Raw genomic sequence first — 17,160 nt, 5'->3', positions numbered from 1 at the left:
ATGGCAATTATCGATGTAGTCATAATTCCGATGGATGGCGCTTCCATAAGCATTAGTAAGTATGTTGCAGAAGTGCAGAATATTTTAGAAGAAATGAAGCAGGAAGGTAAGATAGACTATCAGCTTACACCGATGAGTACTTTAATTGAAGGAGAGCTGCATGACTGTTTAATGGCTTTAGAACGCATACATGAGTCACCGTTTCAAAAAGGAGTAGAACGTGTATGTACAAACATCAGAATTGATGATCCTCGTGATAAGAAAAGAAAAATGAACGACAAACTGGACGCAGTTAAAAAACATATGCAATAAAAAAAAGACATCAATAGATGTCTTTTTTTTAATGATGTAAAATTGGATATCCGTAAGTAAGAATTGTAGCTAATGAAAAGAATCCAAAAGATAATGTTGCTAATAAACCAAAAATGATACCTAAAACATTTTTAGATTTAATTGCATTCATAAATGCTTTAACTGATAATAAAAATACTAAAAACATTAAAATAGCAAAAATATTCACACCGATGTGAATTTTAGCGCCGAATATTTCGAATAATTCGCCCGTGTTAATAAATGGCATATCATAACCCCCATGAATTTCTTTTGTTATCATTAATATTGTATAATTAAAGTATATATTTGTCGAGTACATTTTAGGAGGAATTAATTTGAAACGAAAGAAATTACCATTAGGTATGGTGGAAACAAACTGTTATATACTTGAAAATGAATCAGAAAGGCTTATTATAGATCCAGGAAGTGAACATGAACGTATAATTGAAGCGATGCGTGCTTCAGATAAAAAAGTAGCAGGAATATTATTAACGCATGCACACTTTGATCATATCGGTGCGATTGATGCTATTAGTGATTATTTTAATTGTGATGTCTATATGTCGGAAATTGAAAAGTATTTTTTAACAGATCCTGAGAAAAACGGATCAGCAAAATTTATACAGTATGGTATTGAACCGATAACCGTTAATGCAAAGCCTAAGTATTTAAATACTGGCCACAATGTTTTAGGGACTTTTACGTTTGATGTAAAACATACACCAGGACATTCACCAGGAAGTTTAAGTTTTATTTTTGATGATTTTGCAATAGTTGGAGATACTTTATTTAAAGAAGGTATCGGAAGAACGGATTTGTATGAAGGGAATACATCTCAATTGCTGAATAGTATTACTCGAGAGCTTTTATCGTTAAGAGATGATGTTATAATATGTCCTGGACATGGACCAGATACAACTGTTAAACACGAAAAACTAAATAATCCATATTTAAAATAAAAAACCTTCCATCATGGAAGGTTTTATTCGTGGTGGCCAAAACTTGGCTCTAATAAAAATGTAGAATAATAAGTGAAGCCTACGAAACAAACGATTAAGTATGCTGCAAATATATACATATACATTCTTTCTGATAAGTTTAAATATCCAAGTAATACAAAAAATCCTGTTTGAGCAACAAATACGAATGACATCATAGACATTCCGCCTACATAGAACATTACTGCAAAGATTGCTGTCCAGAATCCTAAAGTTTTATAAACCTTATCCATTTGGCAATTCCCCCTAATCTCAGACTCTTCATATCACTTATTATTATAAAGATAACATATAAATAAGTAAACCTTAATTTTGCGAAATTTGATACATACATTTTTTTACATATTCTTTTTTAATTTTTAATAAATAAATTAATTATCAGTTTATTTATTAAAATTAGAAGAAAGTTCAAACTGTCTTATATATAAAGTGTGAGGAGGTTATGATGGAACAGTTTTTAACAGATATTATAAATGACGGGATTAATAAATTTGCTTCAGATATACATTTTATTCCAACCGACAATGAAGTTTTAGTTAAATTCAGAGTGCATGGTGAAATTCAATATTATACGACGATTGAAATCGAATACTTTAATAAATTACTTTCATATATTAAATTTATTGCACATCTAGATGTGAGTGAAAAAAATAAAGCGCAGAGCGGCATAATACAAATGGAGATTGATGAATGTTTATTTAACATAAGAGCATCTACACTTCCTCTTGCTTTAGGAGATGAAGCATGCGTAATGAGGGTGATAAAACAAACCTTTGAAACAGATATTGATTCGTTGGACGATATATTGATGGAACATATTAAGAAAAGCAGCGGATTAATCATTATAAGTGGACCAACAGGTAGTGGAAAAAGTACTTTAATGTATGAACTCATTCATTTTGCAAAACATAATTTAAATCGACATGTAATTTCAATAGAAGATCCAGTGGAGCAGCAAATCGATGGAATTATACAAGTAAATTTGAATGAAAAAGCGAATATAATATATGAAAGTGCATTAAAAGCTATTTTGAGGTGTGATCCGGATATTATCATGATGGGCGAAGTAAGAGATGAAGTAGTTGCGAAAGAAGTGATTAATGCAAGTTTAAGTGGACATCTTGTGATTACGACATTACATGCGAATGATTGTGTAGGTGCATTACATCGCTTAAAAGACATGGGAATTAAGCAATCGGATATAATGCAGAGTTTGAATTTAATTATTAATCAGAGACTTATTAAATTGAGCACACAATCGCATCGAAAACGCATATATGAATATTTATCGCAAAGTGATATAAAAGCGTTTCTTACACAGGAGAATATTGAGTATGAAACGCTAAGCGCACAAATAAAGGAGCTCTATGAAAACGATCAAATTTCTCAATGTGAATTTGAAAAGTATTAAATATACAACGCATCTATATATGTACGATAAAGACTTTTTACTGCGTCTTAATGAAATGACTCAGAATGGGTTTACTTTATATGAAGCAATGAAATTTTTGTTTTCTCAGTATGAGGAGGTAAATCATGATATAAAAGTAAATTGTCTTGAAATGATACAACAAGGCGACCCTTTATCAAAAGTATTAAATGTTTTAAAGTACAGTAACGATATTGTGATGCAAGTACAGTTTGCTGAACAATATGGAGATGTAAACATGGCATTATCAAAATGTTATCAATTTTTAGTGAGTAAGTCCGAACTCTATAAACATTTATTAAAAACGGTACAATATCCTCTAATATTAATAATAATATTTATTGCATTAATATTAACTGTAAATGCTACAGTTCTGCCTCAATTTGAATCGATGTATGCATCGATGAATGTGAAAGTTGGACTGGAAATTAAAGTGATGACGTTTATATTATTTATGCTGCCAAATGTTATTTATTTGATTATTACATTGTTCATAATATTTCTTTTTTATTATTACTATAAGTTCAGACGTCTATCTGTTGAGTATCAGCTAAAGATTATATATCGTTTACCATTTATTAAAACGATTTATCGTTTATATATCACATATCGATTCAGTGAGATGCTTTCGTTTTTCTTGTCGAATGGTGTAATGATAAAACGCATTATAGAGATACTTGAACACCAAGATAAAAATAAAGTTTTCAAATACAGTGCGCATCAAATTAATCATTGCTTAATACAGGGCAGTGATTTAAAAGAAGCTGTTTGTCAATTGAACTTATATGAACATTCGATTATTAACTTTATGGCACACGGTGAGAAAAACTCTAAATTAGATAAAGAATTAAAGTATTACAGTGAATTTATATTTCGTAAGTTTGAAATGCAATTATTCAAATATATAAAAAGTATTCAGCCGATTATTTTTTCTGTTTTAGCAATATTAATCATTGCGATGTATTTAGTAATTATTCTGCCGATGCTTCAGATGATGGAAGGTATAAAATAAGGAGGAAGCGATGAAAAACATGTATAAACGTTTTATTGAACAATTTAAAAAGGATGAAGGATTTACACTCATAGAAATGTTGCTTGTTTTACTCGTCATTTCTGTATTAATCATATTAATTGTTCCGAATATTGCTAAACAATCTGATACAGTTCAGGCTAAAGGTTGTGAAGCCCAGATTAAGATGGTTCAGGGGCAAGTTGAAGCATATCGCATCCAAACGGGTAAAGTGCCTACTTCTGTACAACAGTTAGTACCTGAATATTTAAATGAATCTCAAGTAAAATGTAAGGATGGGACAGAGATTATCGTTAATAGTGATGGAGAAGTTACCAGTGGTTAAAGCATTTTCATATATAGAAATGGTGCTTGTATTGATGGCAGTAATGCTACTGATACTATTAGCACCTGTCAATCGCATTGATTTTAGCCATTATGAACAAGATGAGATTAATGCAGAATTGATTGCGCTATTAAATTATTATCAAACGAAAGCGATTGCGACGAAGTCAGTAATTTATGTGTCATTTCCACCAGGAAGTGACACGATTTTTATTAAATCCAGCCAGCTGAGTTTAAACTATCGCTATAAAATTAAAGATGGAATGATAGATAAACGGAATAATACGACGAACACGCAATTTTACTTCGATGGTCATGGTATTAATAAAGGCGGTACAGTTCATTATCGCATTAATCAGACGCATTACAAAATAATATTTCAATTACAGTGGGGGCGAATCAGAATTGAAAAACTGTAAAGCATTTATACTTATTGATAGCATGCTTTCATTTTCTGCATTGCTAATAATAGTTCTCGTTTTATTTCCGGTTTATCAAAAGTTAAATTATACATATGAACAAAAGTGGCAGTCACTTGAAACATCCAGACAAATTTATACTCATATCGTCGTACGTAAAGGAGATTATTTCAGTGATGAAACTAAGATCTGTATTCAAAATCAGAACACGATATGCTCTAAAAAATTATTCGGCATTCACACTTATTGAAATGATGATCAATTTATCAATCGTTTTAGTAATATTGTTTATTATTCCGATGATTTACATGCAGTTAAGTCAGTTGAATGGTAAATCAGTAAATCATTTTGATATTAACTGTGCAATGTTTTTACGTGAACTATCGACTGAGCTTAAAACTTCCGGGACTGTCGAGATAAATGGTGATCAATTAATATTGACTAAAAATGAAAATCAATTAAGTTATACCTTTCATAAAGGGCGCATTGTTCGAAAAGTGAATAATGAAGGTTATGTTATCATGCTGGAAGGCATTAAAGAAGGTGTATTTACAATTGAAGATAAACACTTATATGTTACTATACAATCAATTTACAAACAGAAAAAAGAAAAATTCCTCTTACTATAATGGATTTATATTTCCTTATGTAATGATTTTGTTATTACTGACGGCATTTTTCCTTAGTTATTTCAGTAATCGTTATGTGTTAAAATTGAAAACGATGGAGCATTTAGAACAATATTATTATAGTGAAATTATTAAGGAAATAGAAAGTAGGCAGAAGTAAATGGCATATACACTGATTGGTTTTATGGGTGTAGGGAAAACATCTATCGGTAAAGCGTTAGCTGAACTGCTCGCAGTTCCATTTATCGATACGGATACAGAAATAGAAAAAATGACTGGATCTGCGATACCGGATATTTTTACTGAATACGGTGAGGCATATTTCAGGGAGTTGGAATATGTAGTACTGAAAAAATACATAAACATGAATATTGTATTAGCAACTGGTGGCGGAATCGTCGAAAATCCGAACAATATTTCACTTTTAAAAGAAAATAAAATGAATATATGGGTAGATACGAACATTAGCACTGTGTATAATAGAATTGTAAATGATATTAATCGCCCTAATGCGAACAATAAATCATTTGATTCAATCAAAAACTTGTACTTTGAAAGACGTTCACGTTATAATGAAATCGCATACATTTGCGTCGTTAATAATAATGAACTGTCGAGCTGTGTGCAGGAAATCTACAATTTTATTATTGCGGATGAAGGAAATTAGAGAGAATGAGAATTCATCGCCGAAGGGGCAAAGCTATATTAAACTCTCAGGCAAAAGGATAATTTCCGGACGAACCCTGTATTAAGCAGGATAGCATTATGCTATGCTGTTTTTATTTTTAACAATTAGGAGGAATATCATGTCAGAGTTAAAGAAAACACCACTTTATGAGAAGTATGTGGAAGATGGTGCGAAAGTAATTGATTTTTCTGGTTGGGCACTACCTGTTCAATTTTCAAGCATTAAGGAAGAACATATCACAGTAAGAGAAAATGTCGGTATGTTTGATGTCAGTCATATGGGTGAAATCATTGTTGAAGGTGAAAAAGCATTAGATTATCTTCAATACGTATTGACGAACGACGCTTCAAAAATGACAGATAAAAAAGCGCAATACACAATGATTTGTAATGAAAACGGCGGAGTAGTTGATGATTTAGTCGTTTACAAACTAGAAGAAAACAAGTATTTACTTGTTGTGAATGCCGGAAATACTGATATTGACTTCGAATGGTTAAAGTCACACGAAATTGATGGGGTAACAATTACAAACGTATCTTCTGAGTACGGGCAAATTGCAGTTCAAGGTCCTAAAACTTTAGATAAGCTTGCACCTGAAGTTAAAGAAGATATTTCAGAATTGAAATTGTTTGAATTTTTAAAAGATGTTGAGATTTTCGGTAAAAACGTAATTTTAAGTCAATCAGGCTATACTGGTGAACATGGATTTGAAATTTATTGTAAAGCTGAAGATACAGTAGCAATCTGGGAAGCACTACTTAACTTAGGTATAGCGCCTTGTGGTTTAGGTGCACGTGATACTTTAAGATTAGAGGCAGGCCTTCCATTACATGGTCAGGACTTATCTGCTGAAATTACACCATATGAAGCGAAGATGGGCTTTAGTGTTAAACTTGATAAAGGTGACTTTATCGGTAAATCTGTTCTTGAAGCACAAAAAGCAGATGGTGTTAAGCGTAAGTCTGCGGGTATCGAATTATTAGAACGTGGGATTGCACGTACTGATTATGAAGTGTTTGATAAAGAAGATAATAAAATTGGATATATTACGAGCGGAACACAGTCACCATCAACAGGACGCTCTATCGCTTTAGCGTTATTAGATCCTGAATTTACTGCAGTTGATACTGAAGTGTTCGTACAAGTTCGTAAGAAACGTATTCCAGCTAAAGTTGTAAAAACTCCATTCCATAAAAATTAAGGGGCGAAGAAAATGAGTCATCGTTATATACCATTAACAGAAACTGATAAAAAAGAAATGATGGAAACGATCGGAATTAATTCAATTGATGAATTATTCCAGGATATTCCGGAGAAAGTTCGTTTCCAGGGCGAATTAAATATTAGACCACGTAAATCGGAAACACCTTTACTAAGAGAACTTCAAGCACTTGCAAACAAAAATGTTACAAGTGATACACACGTATCGTTTTTAGGTGCAGGAGTATATGATCATTATATTCCGACTGTAGTCGATCACGTTATTTCACGTAGTGAGTTTTATACTGCATATACGCCGTATCAACCTGAAATTTCTCAAGGTGAATTACAGGCAATCTTTGAATTCCAGACGATGATTGCAGAACTTACTGGCATGGATTGTGCAAATTCATCTATGTATGACGGCGGCACATCATTTGCAGAAGCAGCGATGCTTGCATGTGGTCACACGAAGAAGAAAAAAATTATCGTGTCTAAAGCAGTCAATGATCAATCTCGTGCTGTTCTGCAAACTTATGCAAAAGGTCAGCATTTAGAAGTTGTTGAAATTGATGTTAAAGATACTTTAACGGATTTAGATGCATTAAAAGCAGCAATCGATGAAGATACTGCATGTGTAATGGTGCAATATCCTAACTTCTTCGGTAGTGTAGAAGATTTAGAAACGATTAAATCATATACTGAAGGTACAAAAGCATTATTCGTTGTGTCAAGTAACCCTATGAGCTTAGGACTATTAACACCACCAGGTGAATTTGGTGCTGATATTGTTGTTGGTGATGCACAAGTGTTTGGTATTCCAGCACAATTAGGAGGTCCACACTGTGGTTATTTTGCTGCGACTAAGAAATTAATGCGTAAAATGCCAGGACGTCTTGTTGGTCAAACTCAGGACGATGAAGGTAACCGAGGATTTGTATTAACGTTACAGGCACGTGAACAACATATTCGTCGTGATAAAGCGACTTCAAATATTTGTTCTAACCAAGCTTTAAATGCATTAGCAGCTTCAGTTGCAATGAGTGCATTAGGTAAAAATGGTGTGTTTGAAATGGCAAATCAGAACTTACAAAAAGCAAATTACATGAAATCACGTATGATTGAAGAAGGATTTGAAATACTTGAAGGTACTACTTTCAATGAGTTTGTAGTGAAGTTCAATCATCCGATTAAAGAGATTAATGAGAAGTTACTTGAAGAAGGATTTATTGGTGGATATGATCTCGGTCAAGTAGAGGAAAAATATAACAACCATATGTTAATCGCAGTAACAGAATTACGTACGAAAGAAGAAATTGATACATTTATCGCGAAAGTAGGTGTGTTCAATGCTTAAGGGAAGTAGCCCATTAATTTTTGAACGTTCTAAAGAAAATCGTTTCAGTTATTCATTACCTGAATTAGAAGTAGATAATAAAAATATTGAAGATATTTTAGATAGTAAGTTCATCCGTAAAGCGCGTCCAATGTTACCGGAAGTAGCAGAACTTGATTTAATGCGTCATTACACAGAACTTTCTAATAAAAACCACGGTGTAGATTCAGGTTTCTATCCACTTGGATCTTGTACGATGAAATACAATCCGAAAATTAACGAAAAAGTTGCGCGTATGTCTGGTTTTGCAAATGCGCATCCATTACAGGATGAAAAGACAATTCAAGGTTCATTAGAAGTAATTTATGATCTTCAGGAACACTTAAAAGAAATTACCGGTATGGATGAAGTAACACTTCAACCTGCTGCAGGTGCGCATGGTGAATGGACTGCATTAATGATGATTCGTGCATACCACGAAGCAAATGGTGATTTCAATCGTACGAAAGTCATCGTTCCGGACTCAGCGCATGGTACGAATCCGGCATCAGCAACTGTAGCAGGATTTGAAACGATTACTGTTAAATCAAACGAATTTGGTTTAGTTGATATTGAGGATTTAAAACGTGTTGTAGGTGATGATACAGCTGCAATCATGTTAACAAACCCAAATACGTTAGGCTTATTTGAAGAAGACATTCTTGAAATTCGTGAAATCGTTCATGCTGCTGGTGGTAAATTATACTATGATGGTGCGAACTTAAATGCGATTATGAGTAAAGTACGCCCGGGAGACATGGGATTTGACGCAGTACACTTAAACTTACACAAAACATTTACTGGCCCACACGGTGGTGGTGGACCAGGTTCTGGACCAGTTGGTGTTAAAGCTGATTTAATTCCATACTTACCAAAACCACATATCGTTAAGACTGAAGATGGTTATAAGTTTGATAATGACAGACCAGATTCAATTGGACGTGTGAAACCATTCTACGGTAACTTCGGTATTTACTTACGTGCATATACGTATATTCGTACGATGGGACCAGACGGCCTGAAAGAAGCTTCAGAAGTAGCGGTATTAAATGCGAACTATATGATGCGTCGTCTACAGGATTACTTCGTATTACCGTACGATCGTCACTGTAAACACGAATTCGTAATTAGTGGATCTAAACAGAAGAAACTTGGCGTAAGAACTTTAGATATGGCGAAACGCCTGTTAGACTTTAATTTCCATCCGCCAACAATCTACTTCCCACTTAACGTTGAAGAGTGTATGATGATTGAGCCGACAGAAACAGAGTCTAAAGAAACATTAGATTCATTCTGTGATACGATGATTCAAATTGCTAAAGAAGCAGAAGAAAATCCAGATATCGTATTAGAAGCACCACATCATACTGTTATCGGTCGTTTAGATGAAACGCAGGCAGCGCGTAAACCAGTGTTAAAATATGAAGGAACAATTGAAAAGTAATCAAAATTAAAACAAGGTTGAGACGAAAGTCTCAACCTTGTTTATATTATTTTGATTTTATTTTGCCAGTCCAGTTTTTATAGCCATTTTTTAGCATATAAAGGTCTGTATAGCCGTGTTTTTTCATCATGCGTGCAGCACGGTAACTTGATATACCGTTTGCATCGACGAAATAAATTGGCTGGTCTTTACGTAAACCAAGCATACGTGTTCTGAATATTGACATCGGGATGTTTCTTGCACCGACAATATGTCCATAATCATAATCTGCTTTTTCACGTAAATCAATCACTTGTGCTCTTCTTAACCCTTGTTGAAACTCATCTTGACTTAATTCTGTTACAGCTTTACGATTAATAAAGTAATTAATTAGAATATAGATGAATAATAAGAGAAGAACAATACCTAACACATACCATATATTCATACAGGTATTCCTCCTTTTTGTTTCATAGATATATTATAGATTTAATAGTAGTTATTTTCAAAGGGTTTTTATGAAGTCTTAATGTAAAGAGGTATTAATATGACGGAAGAATGGTTATTTATCAATACGCATAAGCATGATCCATACTATAATATGGCGATGGATGAAGCGTTACTTAATTTAGTTTCGAGCGGTGACTTACCACCAGTTATAAGGTTTTATGGTTGGGACCCGAAGACATTATCAATTGGGTACTTTCAGAAACTAGAGAAAGAAATAGATTTAAATAAAGTAAAGGAAGGTGGTTATGGGCTCGTAAGACGTGCTACCGGAGGACGTGGAGTGCTCCATGATAAAGAGCTAACATATAGCGTAATCGTTCCTGAATCACACCCTAAAATGCCAGAATCGGTTACTGCTGCTTATAAAGTGATTTCAAAGGGTCTATTAGAAGGGTTTCGTAACTTAGGTTTTGATGCACAATTTTCAGTTCCTAAATCTAAGGAAGATAGAGCGCGACTGAAAGATCCGAGAAGTTCAGTATGTTTTGACGCATCGAGCTGGTATGAACTCGTAGTAGAAAATAAAAAAATTGCCGGTAGTGCTCAAACAAGACAAAAAGGGATAATTCTGCAGCACGGTTCAATATTACAGTCTATTGATGTAGACGAGCTATTTGACTTGTTTATCTTTTCAAGCGACCGATTAAAGGAGCGTATGAAACGTACGTTTTATTCGAAAGCAGTGAGTATTGCCGACTTAACTGATGAAACAATAACGATAGAAATGATGGAAAATGCTTTTTACAAAGGTTTTGAGAAAGGTTTAAATATTACATTAAAACCTTTTGAAGTGAACGACTTGATTGAATCAGAATTAAAAATAGTTATAGAGAAATATAAAAGTGAAGAATGGTTAAATAGAAGATAAGAGGCTGGGAAAAAAGTGTTCTGCCACAAGCAAAAACCGAGCAAAACTAATAAATCGCTCTTTGTAGTGCACCCCAAAAGTTAGACTTAAAATCTAACTTTTGGGGTGTTTTATTTGGCTAAATATGATTTGGAATTCAAGCTGAAAATCGTAATTGAATATATTAATGGCACAGGTGGATTCAGTGTTGTTGGTAAGCGTAATGGTATAAGTCGCTCTATGGTTAGAGATTGGTATAGAGCATATAGTGCCTTCGGCATTGAAGGGTTAGAAAGAAAAAGAAGTAAGAATAAATACAGTTTAGAGGATAAGATTGTTATACTGAGATGGATGAAAGAGAATAATGCTTCATTAAGTATTACTTCAACCAAATTCCGTATTAATAATCCATCTCTTATATCTTCTTGGGTGAATGCTTATAATAAGCATGGTATTGATGGATTGTCTGAAAAGAAGAAAGGAAGTCCATCTATGAAGAAGAAAAAAATTAATAATAGTAATAGTGACTATGTGAAAAAAATTGAACATGAAAATGAACTTTTAAGAGCTGAACTTGCCTATATAAAAAAGTTGAAAGCTTCAGGGATAAGTATACCGAACCGACTGCTAAAATCGAATCAAGAGTCATTAAAGAGCTCCGAAAAGATTTCAAATTAAACATTGTCCTTGAAGCACTGAAATTCCCAAAATCTACATATATGTATTGGCAGAAGCAGTTTGATAAAGAAAATAAGGATCAGAAAATAGAAAATCAAATAAAGGAAATTTTTGAGGAAAACGCCATGAATTATGGCTACAGAAGGATTACAGGTGAACTTAGAAATAGAGGATATATTATTAATCACAAGAAAGTTCAGAGAATCATGAGTAAATTGAATTTAAAATCAATCTCATTTACTAGAAAAAATAGAAAATATTCATCCTACAAAGGAAAAATTGGCCGTATCGCTGATAATTTGGTTAACCGTAGGTTTGATACAAATATTCCCTATCAGAAAATAACTACAGATACATCAGAGTTTAAATACCATTATCTTAATGAAAATGGTTTAATTTGTACTGGGAAGCTTTATCTTGACCCATTTATGGATTTGTTTAATAGAGAAATTATCTCATATAGTATATCCAAAAAGCCAAATGCAGAAGGTATTATGTCAGCACTTACAAAAGCTGTGGCATTAACAGATGCATGTGAGTTTAGAAGAACTTTTCATAGCGATCAAGGTTGGGCTTATCAGATGAAAAAATATAGGCAAAAGCTTAAAGATAATAAAATATTTCAGAGTATGTCCCGTAAGGGAAATTGTCTGGATAACTCGCCGATGGAGAGCTTTTTCAGTATTTTAAAACAGGAAATATTCTACGGAAAAGTTTATGAAAGTTATGAACAACTTGAAGCAGCAATTGAAAATTATATATGGTATTACAACAATAAGCGAATTAAATCAAAATTAGAATGGAAGAGCCCGATAGGGTTCAGAGAAAGTAGACTAAATGTAAAAATTGCATAAAAAAATGGAATGGATTTCTCCATTCCAAATAGTCTAACTTTTAGGGTTCACTACACTTTGATTTATAGTTTTGTTCGGTTTTTGTCGTAGTGGCAACTTTTGTTCCGCCGTTTCGTCTATTAATCGAAAGAAGATAGAGACTTATGTCTCAATCTCTTATTTTATCGTAATTTTATTAAATGTATCAATCGCATTATGTAATTTCGTTTTGCCGTCCTGTAATTTCTTATTATCATTGTTCTGATAGCCATCATTGATTTCATCCATCGCTTCTTTTATATGCGTATTTGCATCTTCAACTTGTTTGTGAACGTCAGCAAATGTTGCAGGTGGATCTGTTTTTTTGAAATGGTCATCGTACTGCTCTATTGTACTTTTAACATCTTCGTGAATCGATTTTAGTTCATCTTTTGATTGCGCATCATTATTTGTTAGGCTATCTTCTATTGATGAGTAGTCTTTAATTGCAAGCCCTAAATTTGTAGCATATGTATTAAAATATGACATATAGTCACTGTTTGTCATAACTATTGACTTGTCCTGCTGTTTTAATTCATTACTTGTAGCGTTTAATGTATTTTTCTTCGTAATATGATTTGTTTTTTCATCTTCAACTTTAGTTTTTAAATCTTTTACTTCTTTTTTTAAATCCGCTTCCTGTGTCGCTAAATCGTTTTGGGCATTGTTTCCACACGCTGAAAGTAAACTTGCAGCTATAATTAACGACATAATATTAAAATGTTTCATAAATTACTCCTTAAAGGTTCGTTTTCCTATATATTATGTTAACATATATATATTCAGAAAATATAGTTAATATGTTACTACAAAGGAGAATAAAATGAAAATAGAAAAAGTGAGAAACCTCTTAAGAGAAAGACAATTAGATGCTATCGTCGTGCTTTCACCTTTTAACCGCAGATATTTATCAGGTTTTACTGGAAGTAGTGCGGGGCTGTTAATAACGATGGATCGTAACATTCTTATTACAGATTTCAGATATATTGAACAAGCGACCCAACAGGCTGAGCAATTTGAAATTATGAAGCAGAAAACATCTATACTACAAATGATTGTGGAGATTATTGATTCATTATCTATAAAATCAATCGGTTTTGAAGGTGATTTAATTACTTATCACGATTATGCTGCACTGAGTAAATCGGCTGATTTTATCGATATATCAGGTGAAATAGAAAAAATCAGAATGATTAAAACTGCTGATGAAATTGAAATTATTCAAAAAGCAGCAAATATCGCTGATGAAACGTTTGATTATATATTAAAGATAACAAAGCCTGGTATGACTGAAATGCAGCTGAATAATATGATTGAGATGAAAATGAGAGAACTGGGTGCCACGAGCTCGTCATTTGATACAATTGTAGCTTCTGGTGTACGTGGTGCATTGCCACACGGTGTTGCAAGTAATAAAGTAATCGAAAGTGGTGAAATGATTACGTTTGATTACGGTGCACTATATAATGGGTATATATCAGATATAACGCGTACTATTGCTGTCGGTGAACCGAAAGAAGAAATGGTCAAAATATACAACATCGTTTTAGAGTCACAACTTAAAGCTTTAAATGAAATTACCATTGGTATGAAAGCGAAAGACGCTGACAAAATTGCGCGAGATGTTATTGCAAGTCACGGTTATGGTGAACAGTTCGGCCATAGTCTCGGACATGGTATCGGGTTAGAAGTGCATGAAAGTCCGATTTTATCATCGCGTTGTGATACTGTACTGGAGGAGAACATGTGCATTACATTAGAACCGGGTATATATGTAGAAGGTTTAGGTGGCGTGCGTATAGAAGATGACGTATTGGTCACTAAAAATGGACTAAAGCGCTTTACACATTCAACAAAAGACCTTATTATTTTATAGTAGGTAAATTGAGGAGGAAAATTCATGATTTCAGTAAACGATTTTAAAACAGGTTTAACAATTGAAGTAGATAATGGTATTTGGCGTGTTATGGAATTCCAGCACGTTAAACCAGGTAAAGGTGCGGCATTCGTACGTTCTAAGTTACGTAACTTACGTACTGGTGCGATTCAGGAAAAAACATTCCGTGCTGGTGAAAAAGTAGGTAAAGCGCAAATCGACAATAAACGTATGCAATATTTATATGCTTCAGGTGATCAGCATGTATTTATGGATAACGAATCTTATGAACAATTAGAATTACCTGAAAGCACAATTGAGTATGAATTAAAGTTCTTAAAAGAGAACATGGAAGTTCATATTCAAATGTATGAAGGAGAAACGTTAGGTGTTGAATTACCAAACACAGTAACATTACAAGTGACTGAGACAGAACCTGGTATTAAAGGTGATACTGCTCAAGGTGCAACGAAAGCTGCAACTGTCGAAACTGGTTACACATTGAATGTACCTTTATTCGTTAACGAAGGTGATTTATTAATCATCAATACAACGGATGGTTCATACGTATCACGTGGATAATCGAATGAGAAAGACATGTTTTATACATGTCTTTTTTATTTTATTGTTGAATTGGTCAGACCACTAGTTTAAAATGGATTAGTAGCTAGTCTTAAAACTATGTATAAAGGAGTATTTTATGAACCTTGATCAAATAAAAGCATTAGTTGAAATGATTGATGCTTCAAACTTAACTGAATTAAATTATGAAGATAAAGATTTAAAACTTAAACTTAAAAAAGAAAAAGAAACAATTGTACAGCAGGCATCAGTACCGGTACAGGAAATAAAAGAAAATACTGTACCTGTAATTCAGCAGGAGGCTCCTGAAACTTCTGAAGTTACTGAAACTGGTATGACAATTAATGCACCAATGGTTGGAACATTTTATAAGTCACCTTCTCCAGAAGCAGATCCATACGTTAAAGTAGGGGACAAAGTAAGTAATGACAGCATCGTCTGTATATTAGAGGCGATGAAATTATTCAATGAGATACAGGCAGAAGTAAGCGGTGAAATTGTTGAAATATTAGTTGAAGACGGACAAATGGTTGAATACGGGCAACCACTATTTAAGGTGAAATAATATGAAGAAAGTACTTGTTGCAAATCGTGGAGAAATTGCTGTTCGTATAATTCGCGCATTAAAAGACTTAGGTATCCAGTCAGTTGCAATATATTCAGAAGCAGACAAAGATGCATTGCACACACAAATCGCTGATGAAGCTTATTGTGTTGGTCCGAAGCAATCTAAAGATTCGTATTTAAATATTCCGAATATATTGATGATTGCAAGCAGTACTGGATGCGACGGTATTCACCCTGGCTACGGGTTTCTTGCAGAAAATGCTAATTTTGCTGAGATGTGTGAAGCATGTCAGATTAAATTTATCGGACCGAGCCATCAGTCTATTGGTAAGATGGGGATTAAAGATGTCGCTAAAAAAGAAATGATAAAAGCAGGTGTACCTGTTGTGCCAGGAAGTGACGGATTACTTAAAGATATTGAAAGTGCAGTTTCACTAGCTGAGTCTATGACATATCCGGTCATTATTAAAGCAACAGCCGGTGGTGGCGGAAAGGGTATACGTGTAGCCAGAAACGAAGCGGAGTTACGTGATGGGTACCGTATGACTGAACAGGAGGCAGAAACTGCATTTGGTAACAAAGGATTATACTTAGAGAAATTTATTGAAAATTTCCGTCATGTTGAAATACAGGTACTTGCGGATCAATATGGTAATACACTACATTTTGGAGAACGAGACTGTACGATACAGCGCCGTATGCAGAAACTTGTAGAGGAAAGCCCTTCACCATATATCGATGAAGCTACGCGTCAAGCGATGGGACAGGCGGCGATCAATGCAGCGAAAGCAGTGAACTATGAGGGTGCTGGAACTGTCGAGTTTATATATGATATTGATACGAAGCAATTTTACTTTATGGAAATGAATACGAGAATTCAAGTTGAACATCCTGTAACTGAAATGGTAACTGGAACAGACCTTGTAAGATGGCAGATTAAAATTGCACGCGGGGAAAAATTAACGATGACGCAGGAGGATGTTAAGTTTAATGGTCATGCGATTGAATTCAGAATTAATGCTGAAAATCCTCATCACAATTTTATGCCTTCGCCAGGATTAATTACGCAGTATATCGCACCAGGTGGTTATGGCGTCAGAATAGATTCTGCATGTTATTCAAATTACAGCATTCCACCATTTTATGATTCGATGGTTGCGAAACTCATCGTTCATGATAAGGATAGAGATACGGCTTTGAATACTGCATATCGTGCACTTTCTGAATTTATTATATTAGGCATTGAAACGACCATACCATTCCATATGGCATTGATTCAGAACGAAACATTCCGTTCGAATGACTATAATACAAAATTTCTTGAAGAAAACAATATATTGTCAGATTAAAAAACGCGTAAAGCGTTTTTTTATTTCTGTT

23 protein-coding genes and 1 riboswitch are annotated in these 17,160 nt (G+C 33.8%); of the genes, 19 read left to right on the top strand and 4 right to left on the bottom strand.

Translation table 11 applies throughout. The features are described 5' to 3' along the window. A complete protein-coding gene (locus tag LAU42_RS06370) occupies positions 1–312 on the top strand; it encodes an MTH1187 family thiamine-binding protein (RefSeq protein ID WP_224182809.1) in 312 nt (103 codons plus the stop codon). Between the two features lie 28 nt (positions 313–340). On the opposite strand, the gene LAU42_RS06365 is transcribed toward LAU42_RS06370, so the two are convergent. After that, positions 341–580: a DUF2759 domain-containing protein gene (locus LAU42_RS06365; protein WP_224182808.1), complete on the bottom strand. Its 240-nt coding sequence runs from the start codon at positions 578–580 to the stop codon at positions 341–343. A gap of 88 nt (positions 581–668) precedes the next feature. Here LAU42_RS06365 and LAU42_RS06360 point away from each other — a divergent pair, with 88 nt between their 5' ends. Further along, positions 669–1,292 (top strand): MBL fold metallo-hydrolase, encoded by a 624-nt coding sequence (locus tag LAU42_RS06360; protein WP_224182807.1) that lies wholly within the window; start codon positions 669–671, stop codon positions 1,290–1,292. A 23-nt stretch (positions 1,293–1,315) separates the two neighbouring features. On the opposite strand, the gene LAU42_RS06355 is transcribed toward LAU42_RS06360, so the two are convergent. Next, positions 1,316–1,564 (bottom strand): DUF2626 domain-containing protein, encoded by a 249-nt coding sequence (locus tag LAU42_RS06355; RefSeq protein WP_224182806.1) that lies wholly within the window; start codon positions 1,562–1,564, stop codon positions 1,316–1,318. Between the two features lie 209 nt (positions 1,565–1,773). Between LAU42_RS06355 and comGA the strand changes: the two genes are divergently transcribed. The 10 genes from comGA to gcvPB all read left to right on the top strand — a co-directional run bounded on the left by comGA (position 1,774) and on the right by gcvPB (position 9,869). Beyond that, positions 1,774–2,742 carry a competence type IV pilus ATPase ComGA gene (gene comGA / locus LAU42_RS06350; protein ID WP_224182805.1) on the top strand — a complete coding sequence of 323 codons (969 nt, stop codon included), beginning with the start codon at positions 1,774–1,776 and terminating at the stop codon, positions 2,740–2,742. Beyond that, positions 2,699–3,772: a competence type IV pilus assembly protein ComGB gene (gene comGB / locus LAU42_RS06345; protein WP_224182804.1), complete on the top strand. Its 1,074-nt coding sequence runs from the start codon at positions 2,699–2,701 to the stop codon at positions 3,770–3,772. Before comGA ends, comGB begins: the two co-directional genes overlap by 44 nt. A gap of 19 nt (positions 3,773–3,791) precedes the next feature. Then, entirely contained in the window at positions 3,792–4,115 is a 324-nt protein-coding gene (gene comGC, locus LAU42_RS06340; RefSeq protein WP_420908110.1) for a competence type IV pilus major pilin ComGC, read from the top strand. After that, on the top strand, positions 4,108–4,533 hold the full coding sequence (locus LAU42_RS06335; protein ID WP_224182802.1) for a type II secretion system protein: 426 nt from the start codon (positions 4,108–4,110) through the stop codon (positions 4,531–4,533). Before comGC ends, LAU42_RS06335 begins: the two co-directional genes overlap by 8 nt. Then, on the top strand, positions 4,520–4,783 hold the full coding sequence (locus tag LAU42_RS06330; RefSeq protein ID WP_224182801.1) for a hypothetical protein: 264 nt from the start codon (positions 4,520–4,522) through the stop codon (positions 4,781–4,783). The genes LAU42_RS06335 and LAU42_RS06330 overlap by 14 nt, the downstream gene beginning before the upstream one ends. A gap of 1 nt (position 4,784) precedes the next feature. Continuing rightward, positions 4,785–5,162, top strand: a complete 378-nt coding sequence (locus LAU42_RS06325; RefSeq protein ID WP_224182800.1) for a ComGF family competence protein — start codon at positions 4,785–4,787, stop codon at positions 5,160–5,162. 160 nt (positions 5,163–5,322) lie between these two features. Then, a complete protein-coding gene (locus LAU42_RS06320; RefSeq protein WP_224182799.1) occupies positions 5,323–5,829 on the top strand; it encodes a shikimate kinase in 507 nt (168 codons plus the stop codon). Further along, positions 5,816–5,901, top strand: a riboswitch (glycine riboswitch). It overlaps the preceding gene by 14 nt. Before the next feature lie 64 nt (positions 5,902–5,965). Then, positions 5,966–7,051, top strand: coding sequence for a glycine cleavage system aminomethyltransferase GcvT (gene gcvT / locus LAU42_RS06315; protein WP_224184758.1), 1,086 nt, complete (start codon positions 5,966–5,968; stop codon positions 7,049–7,051). A 12-nt stretch (positions 7,052–7,063) separates the two neighbouring features. Further along, positions 7,064–8,407 (top strand): aminomethyl-transferring glycine dehydrogenase subunit GcvPA, encoded by a 1,344-nt coding sequence (gene gcvPA / locus LAU42_RS06310; RefSeq protein WP_224182798.1) that lies wholly within the window; start codon positions 7,064–7,066, stop codon positions 8,405–8,407. Then, a complete protein-coding gene (gene gcvPB / locus LAU42_RS06305; RefSeq protein WP_224182797.1) occupies positions 8,400–9,869 on the top strand; it encodes an aminomethyl-transferring glycine dehydrogenase subunit GcvPB in 1,470 nt (489 codons plus the stop codon). Before gcvPA ends, gcvPB begins: the two co-directional genes overlap by 8 nt. Before the next feature lie 46 nt (positions 9,870–9,915). On the opposite strand, the gene LAU42_RS06300 is transcribed toward gcvPB, so the two are convergent. Then, on the bottom strand, positions 9,916–10,296 hold the full coding sequence (locus LAU42_RS06300) for a rhodanese-like domain-containing protein (RefSeq protein ID WP_224182796.1): 381 nt from the start codon (positions 10,294–10,296) through the stop codon (positions 9,916–9,918). A 99-nt stretch (positions 10,297–10,395) separates the two neighbouring features. Here LAU42_RS06300 and LAU42_RS06295 point away from each other — a divergent pair, with 99 nt between their 5' ends. From LAU42_RS06295 to LAU42_RS11950, 3 genes are all read left to right on the top strand, one after another. Next, positions 10,396–11,226, top strand: coding sequence for a lipoate--protein ligase family protein (locus LAU42_RS06295; RefSeq protein ID WP_224182795.1), 831 nt, complete (start codon positions 10,396–10,398; stop codon positions 11,224–11,226). Positions 11,227–11,340: 114 nt separating this feature from the next. Beyond that, entirely contained in the window at positions 11,341–11,883 is a 543-nt protein-coding gene (locus tag LAU42_RS11955; protein WP_338147625.1) for a helix-turn-helix domain-containing protein, read from the top strand. Beyond that, the gene (locus tag LAU42_RS11950; RefSeq protein WP_331463387.1) at positions 11,838–12,737 is read left to right on the top strand and encodes an IS3 family transposase; all 900 of its coding nucleotides are present in this window, start codon (positions 11,838–11,840) and stop codon (positions 12,735–12,737) included. The genes LAU42_RS11955 and LAU42_RS11950 overlap by 46 nt, the downstream gene beginning before the upstream one ends. 156 nt (positions 12,738–12,893) lie before the next feature. Here LAU42_RS11950 and LAU42_RS06285 read toward each other — a convergent pair whose 3' ends face one another. Further along, positions 12,894–13,484, bottom strand: a complete 591-nt coding sequence (locus tag LAU42_RS06285) for a DUF6376 family protein (RefSeq protein WP_224182793.1) — start codon at positions 13,482–13,484, stop codon at positions 12,894–12,896. Between the two features lie 94 nt (positions 13,485–13,578). On the opposite strand from LAU42_RS06285, the gene LAU42_RS06280 reads away from it, so the two are divergent. From LAU42_RS06280 to accC, 4 genes are all read left to right on the top strand, one after another. Further along, entirely contained in the window at positions 13,579–14,631 is a 1,053-nt protein-coding gene (locus LAU42_RS06280) for a M24 family metallopeptidase (protein ID WP_224182792.1), read from the top strand. Positions 14,632–14,655: 24 nt separating this feature from the next. Further along, complete coding sequence (gene efp, locus LAU42_RS06275) at positions 14,656–15,213, top strand: elongation factor P (protein ID WP_224182791.1); 558 nt, start codon at positions 14,656–14,658, stop codon at positions 15,211–15,213. A gap of 118 nt (positions 15,214–15,331) precedes the next feature. Continuing rightward, positions 15,332–15,778 (top strand): acetyl-CoA carboxylase biotin carboxyl carrier protein, encoded by a 447-nt coding sequence (gene accB, locus LAU42_RS06270; RefSeq protein ID WP_224182790.1) that lies wholly within the window; start codon positions 15,332–15,334, stop codon positions 15,776–15,778. Position 15,779: 1 nt separating this feature from the next. After that, a complete protein-coding gene (accC, locus tag LAU42_RS06265; protein WP_224182789.1) occupies positions 15,780–17,129 on the top strand; it encodes an acetyl-CoA carboxylase biotin carboxylase subunit in 1,350 nt (449 codons plus the stop codon). The last annotated feature ends 31 nt before the right edge of the window (positions 17,130–17,160 follow it).

The organism is Macrococcus armenti (assembly GCF_020097135.1).
Lineage (GTDB): Bacteria > Bacillota > Bacilli > Staphylococcales > Staphylococcaceae > Macrococcoides > Macrococcoides armenti.
This window is presented reverse-complemented; position numbering and strand designations above follow the sequence as displayed.

What these genes read in the sequence shown, in the direction of transcription:
- LAU42_RS06370 (WP_224182809.1), top strand. Translation starts at nt 1, where the DNA reads ATGGCAATTATCGATGTAGTCATAATTCCGATGGATGGCGCTTCCATA.
- LAU42_RS06365 (WP_224182808.1), bottom strand. Translation starts at nt 580, where the DNA reads ATGCCATTTATTAACACGGGCGAATTATTCGAAATATTCGGCGCTAAA.
- LAU42_RS06355 (WP_224182806.1), bottom strand. Translation starts at nt 1,564, where the DNA reads ATGGATAAGGTTTATAAAACTTTAGGATTCTGGACAGCAATCTTTGCA.
- comGA (WP_224182805.1), top strand. Translation starts at nt 1,774, where the DNA reads ATGATGGAACAGTTTTTAACAGATATTATAAATGACGGGATTAATAAA.
- comGB (WP_224182804.1), top strand. Translation starts at nt 2,699, where the DNA reads ATGAAAACGATCAAATTTCTCAATGTGAATTTGAAAAGTATTAAATAT.
- comGC (WP_420908110.1), top strand. Translation starts at nt 3,792, where the DNA reads ATGTATAAACGTTTTATTGAACAATTTAAAAAGGATGAAGGATTTACA.
- LAU42_RS06325 (WP_224182800.1), top strand. Translation starts at nt 4,785, where the DNA reads ATGATGATCAATTTATCAATCGTTTTAGTAATATTGTTTATTATTCCG.
- LAU42_RS06320 (WP_224182799.1), top strand. Translation starts at nt 5,323, where the DNA reads ATGGCATATACACTGATTGGTTTTATGGGTGTAGGGAAAACATCTATC.
- gcvPA (WP_224182798.1), top strand. Translation starts at nt 7,064, where the DNA reads ATGAGTCATCGTTATATACCATTAACAGAAACTGATAAAAAAGAAATG.
- gcvPB (WP_224182797.1), top strand. Translation starts at nt 8,400, where the DNA reads ATGCTTAAGGGAAGTAGCCCATTAATTTTTGAACGTTCTAAAGAAAAT.
- LAU42_RS06300 (WP_224182796.1), bottom strand. Translation starts at nt 10,296, where the DNA reads ATGAATATATGGTATGTGTTAGGTATTGTTCTTCTCTTATTATTCATC.
- LAU42_RS06295 (WP_224182795.1), top strand. Translation starts at nt 10,396, where the DNA reads ATGACGGAAGAATGGTTATTTATCAATACGCATAAGCATGATCCATAC.
- LAU42_RS06285 (WP_224182793.1), bottom strand. Translation starts at nt 13,484, where the DNA reads ATGAAACATTTTAATATTATGTCGTTAATTATAGCTGCAAGTTTACTT.
- LAU42_RS06280 (WP_224182792.1), top strand. Translation starts at nt 13,579, where the DNA reads ATGAAAATAGAAAAAGTGAGAAACCTCTTAAGAGAAAGACAATTAGAT.
- efp (WP_224182791.1), top strand. Translation starts at nt 14,656, where the DNA reads ATGATTTCAGTAAACGATTTTAAAACAGGTTTAACAATTGAAGTAGAT.
- accB (WP_224182790.1), top strand. Translation starts at nt 15,332, where the DNA reads ATGAACCTTGATCAAATAAAAGCATTAGTTGAAATGATTGATGCTTCA.
- accC (WP_224182789.1), top strand. Translation starts at nt 15,780, where the DNA reads ATGAAGAAAGTACTTGTTGCAAATCGTGGAGAAATTGCTGTTCGTATA.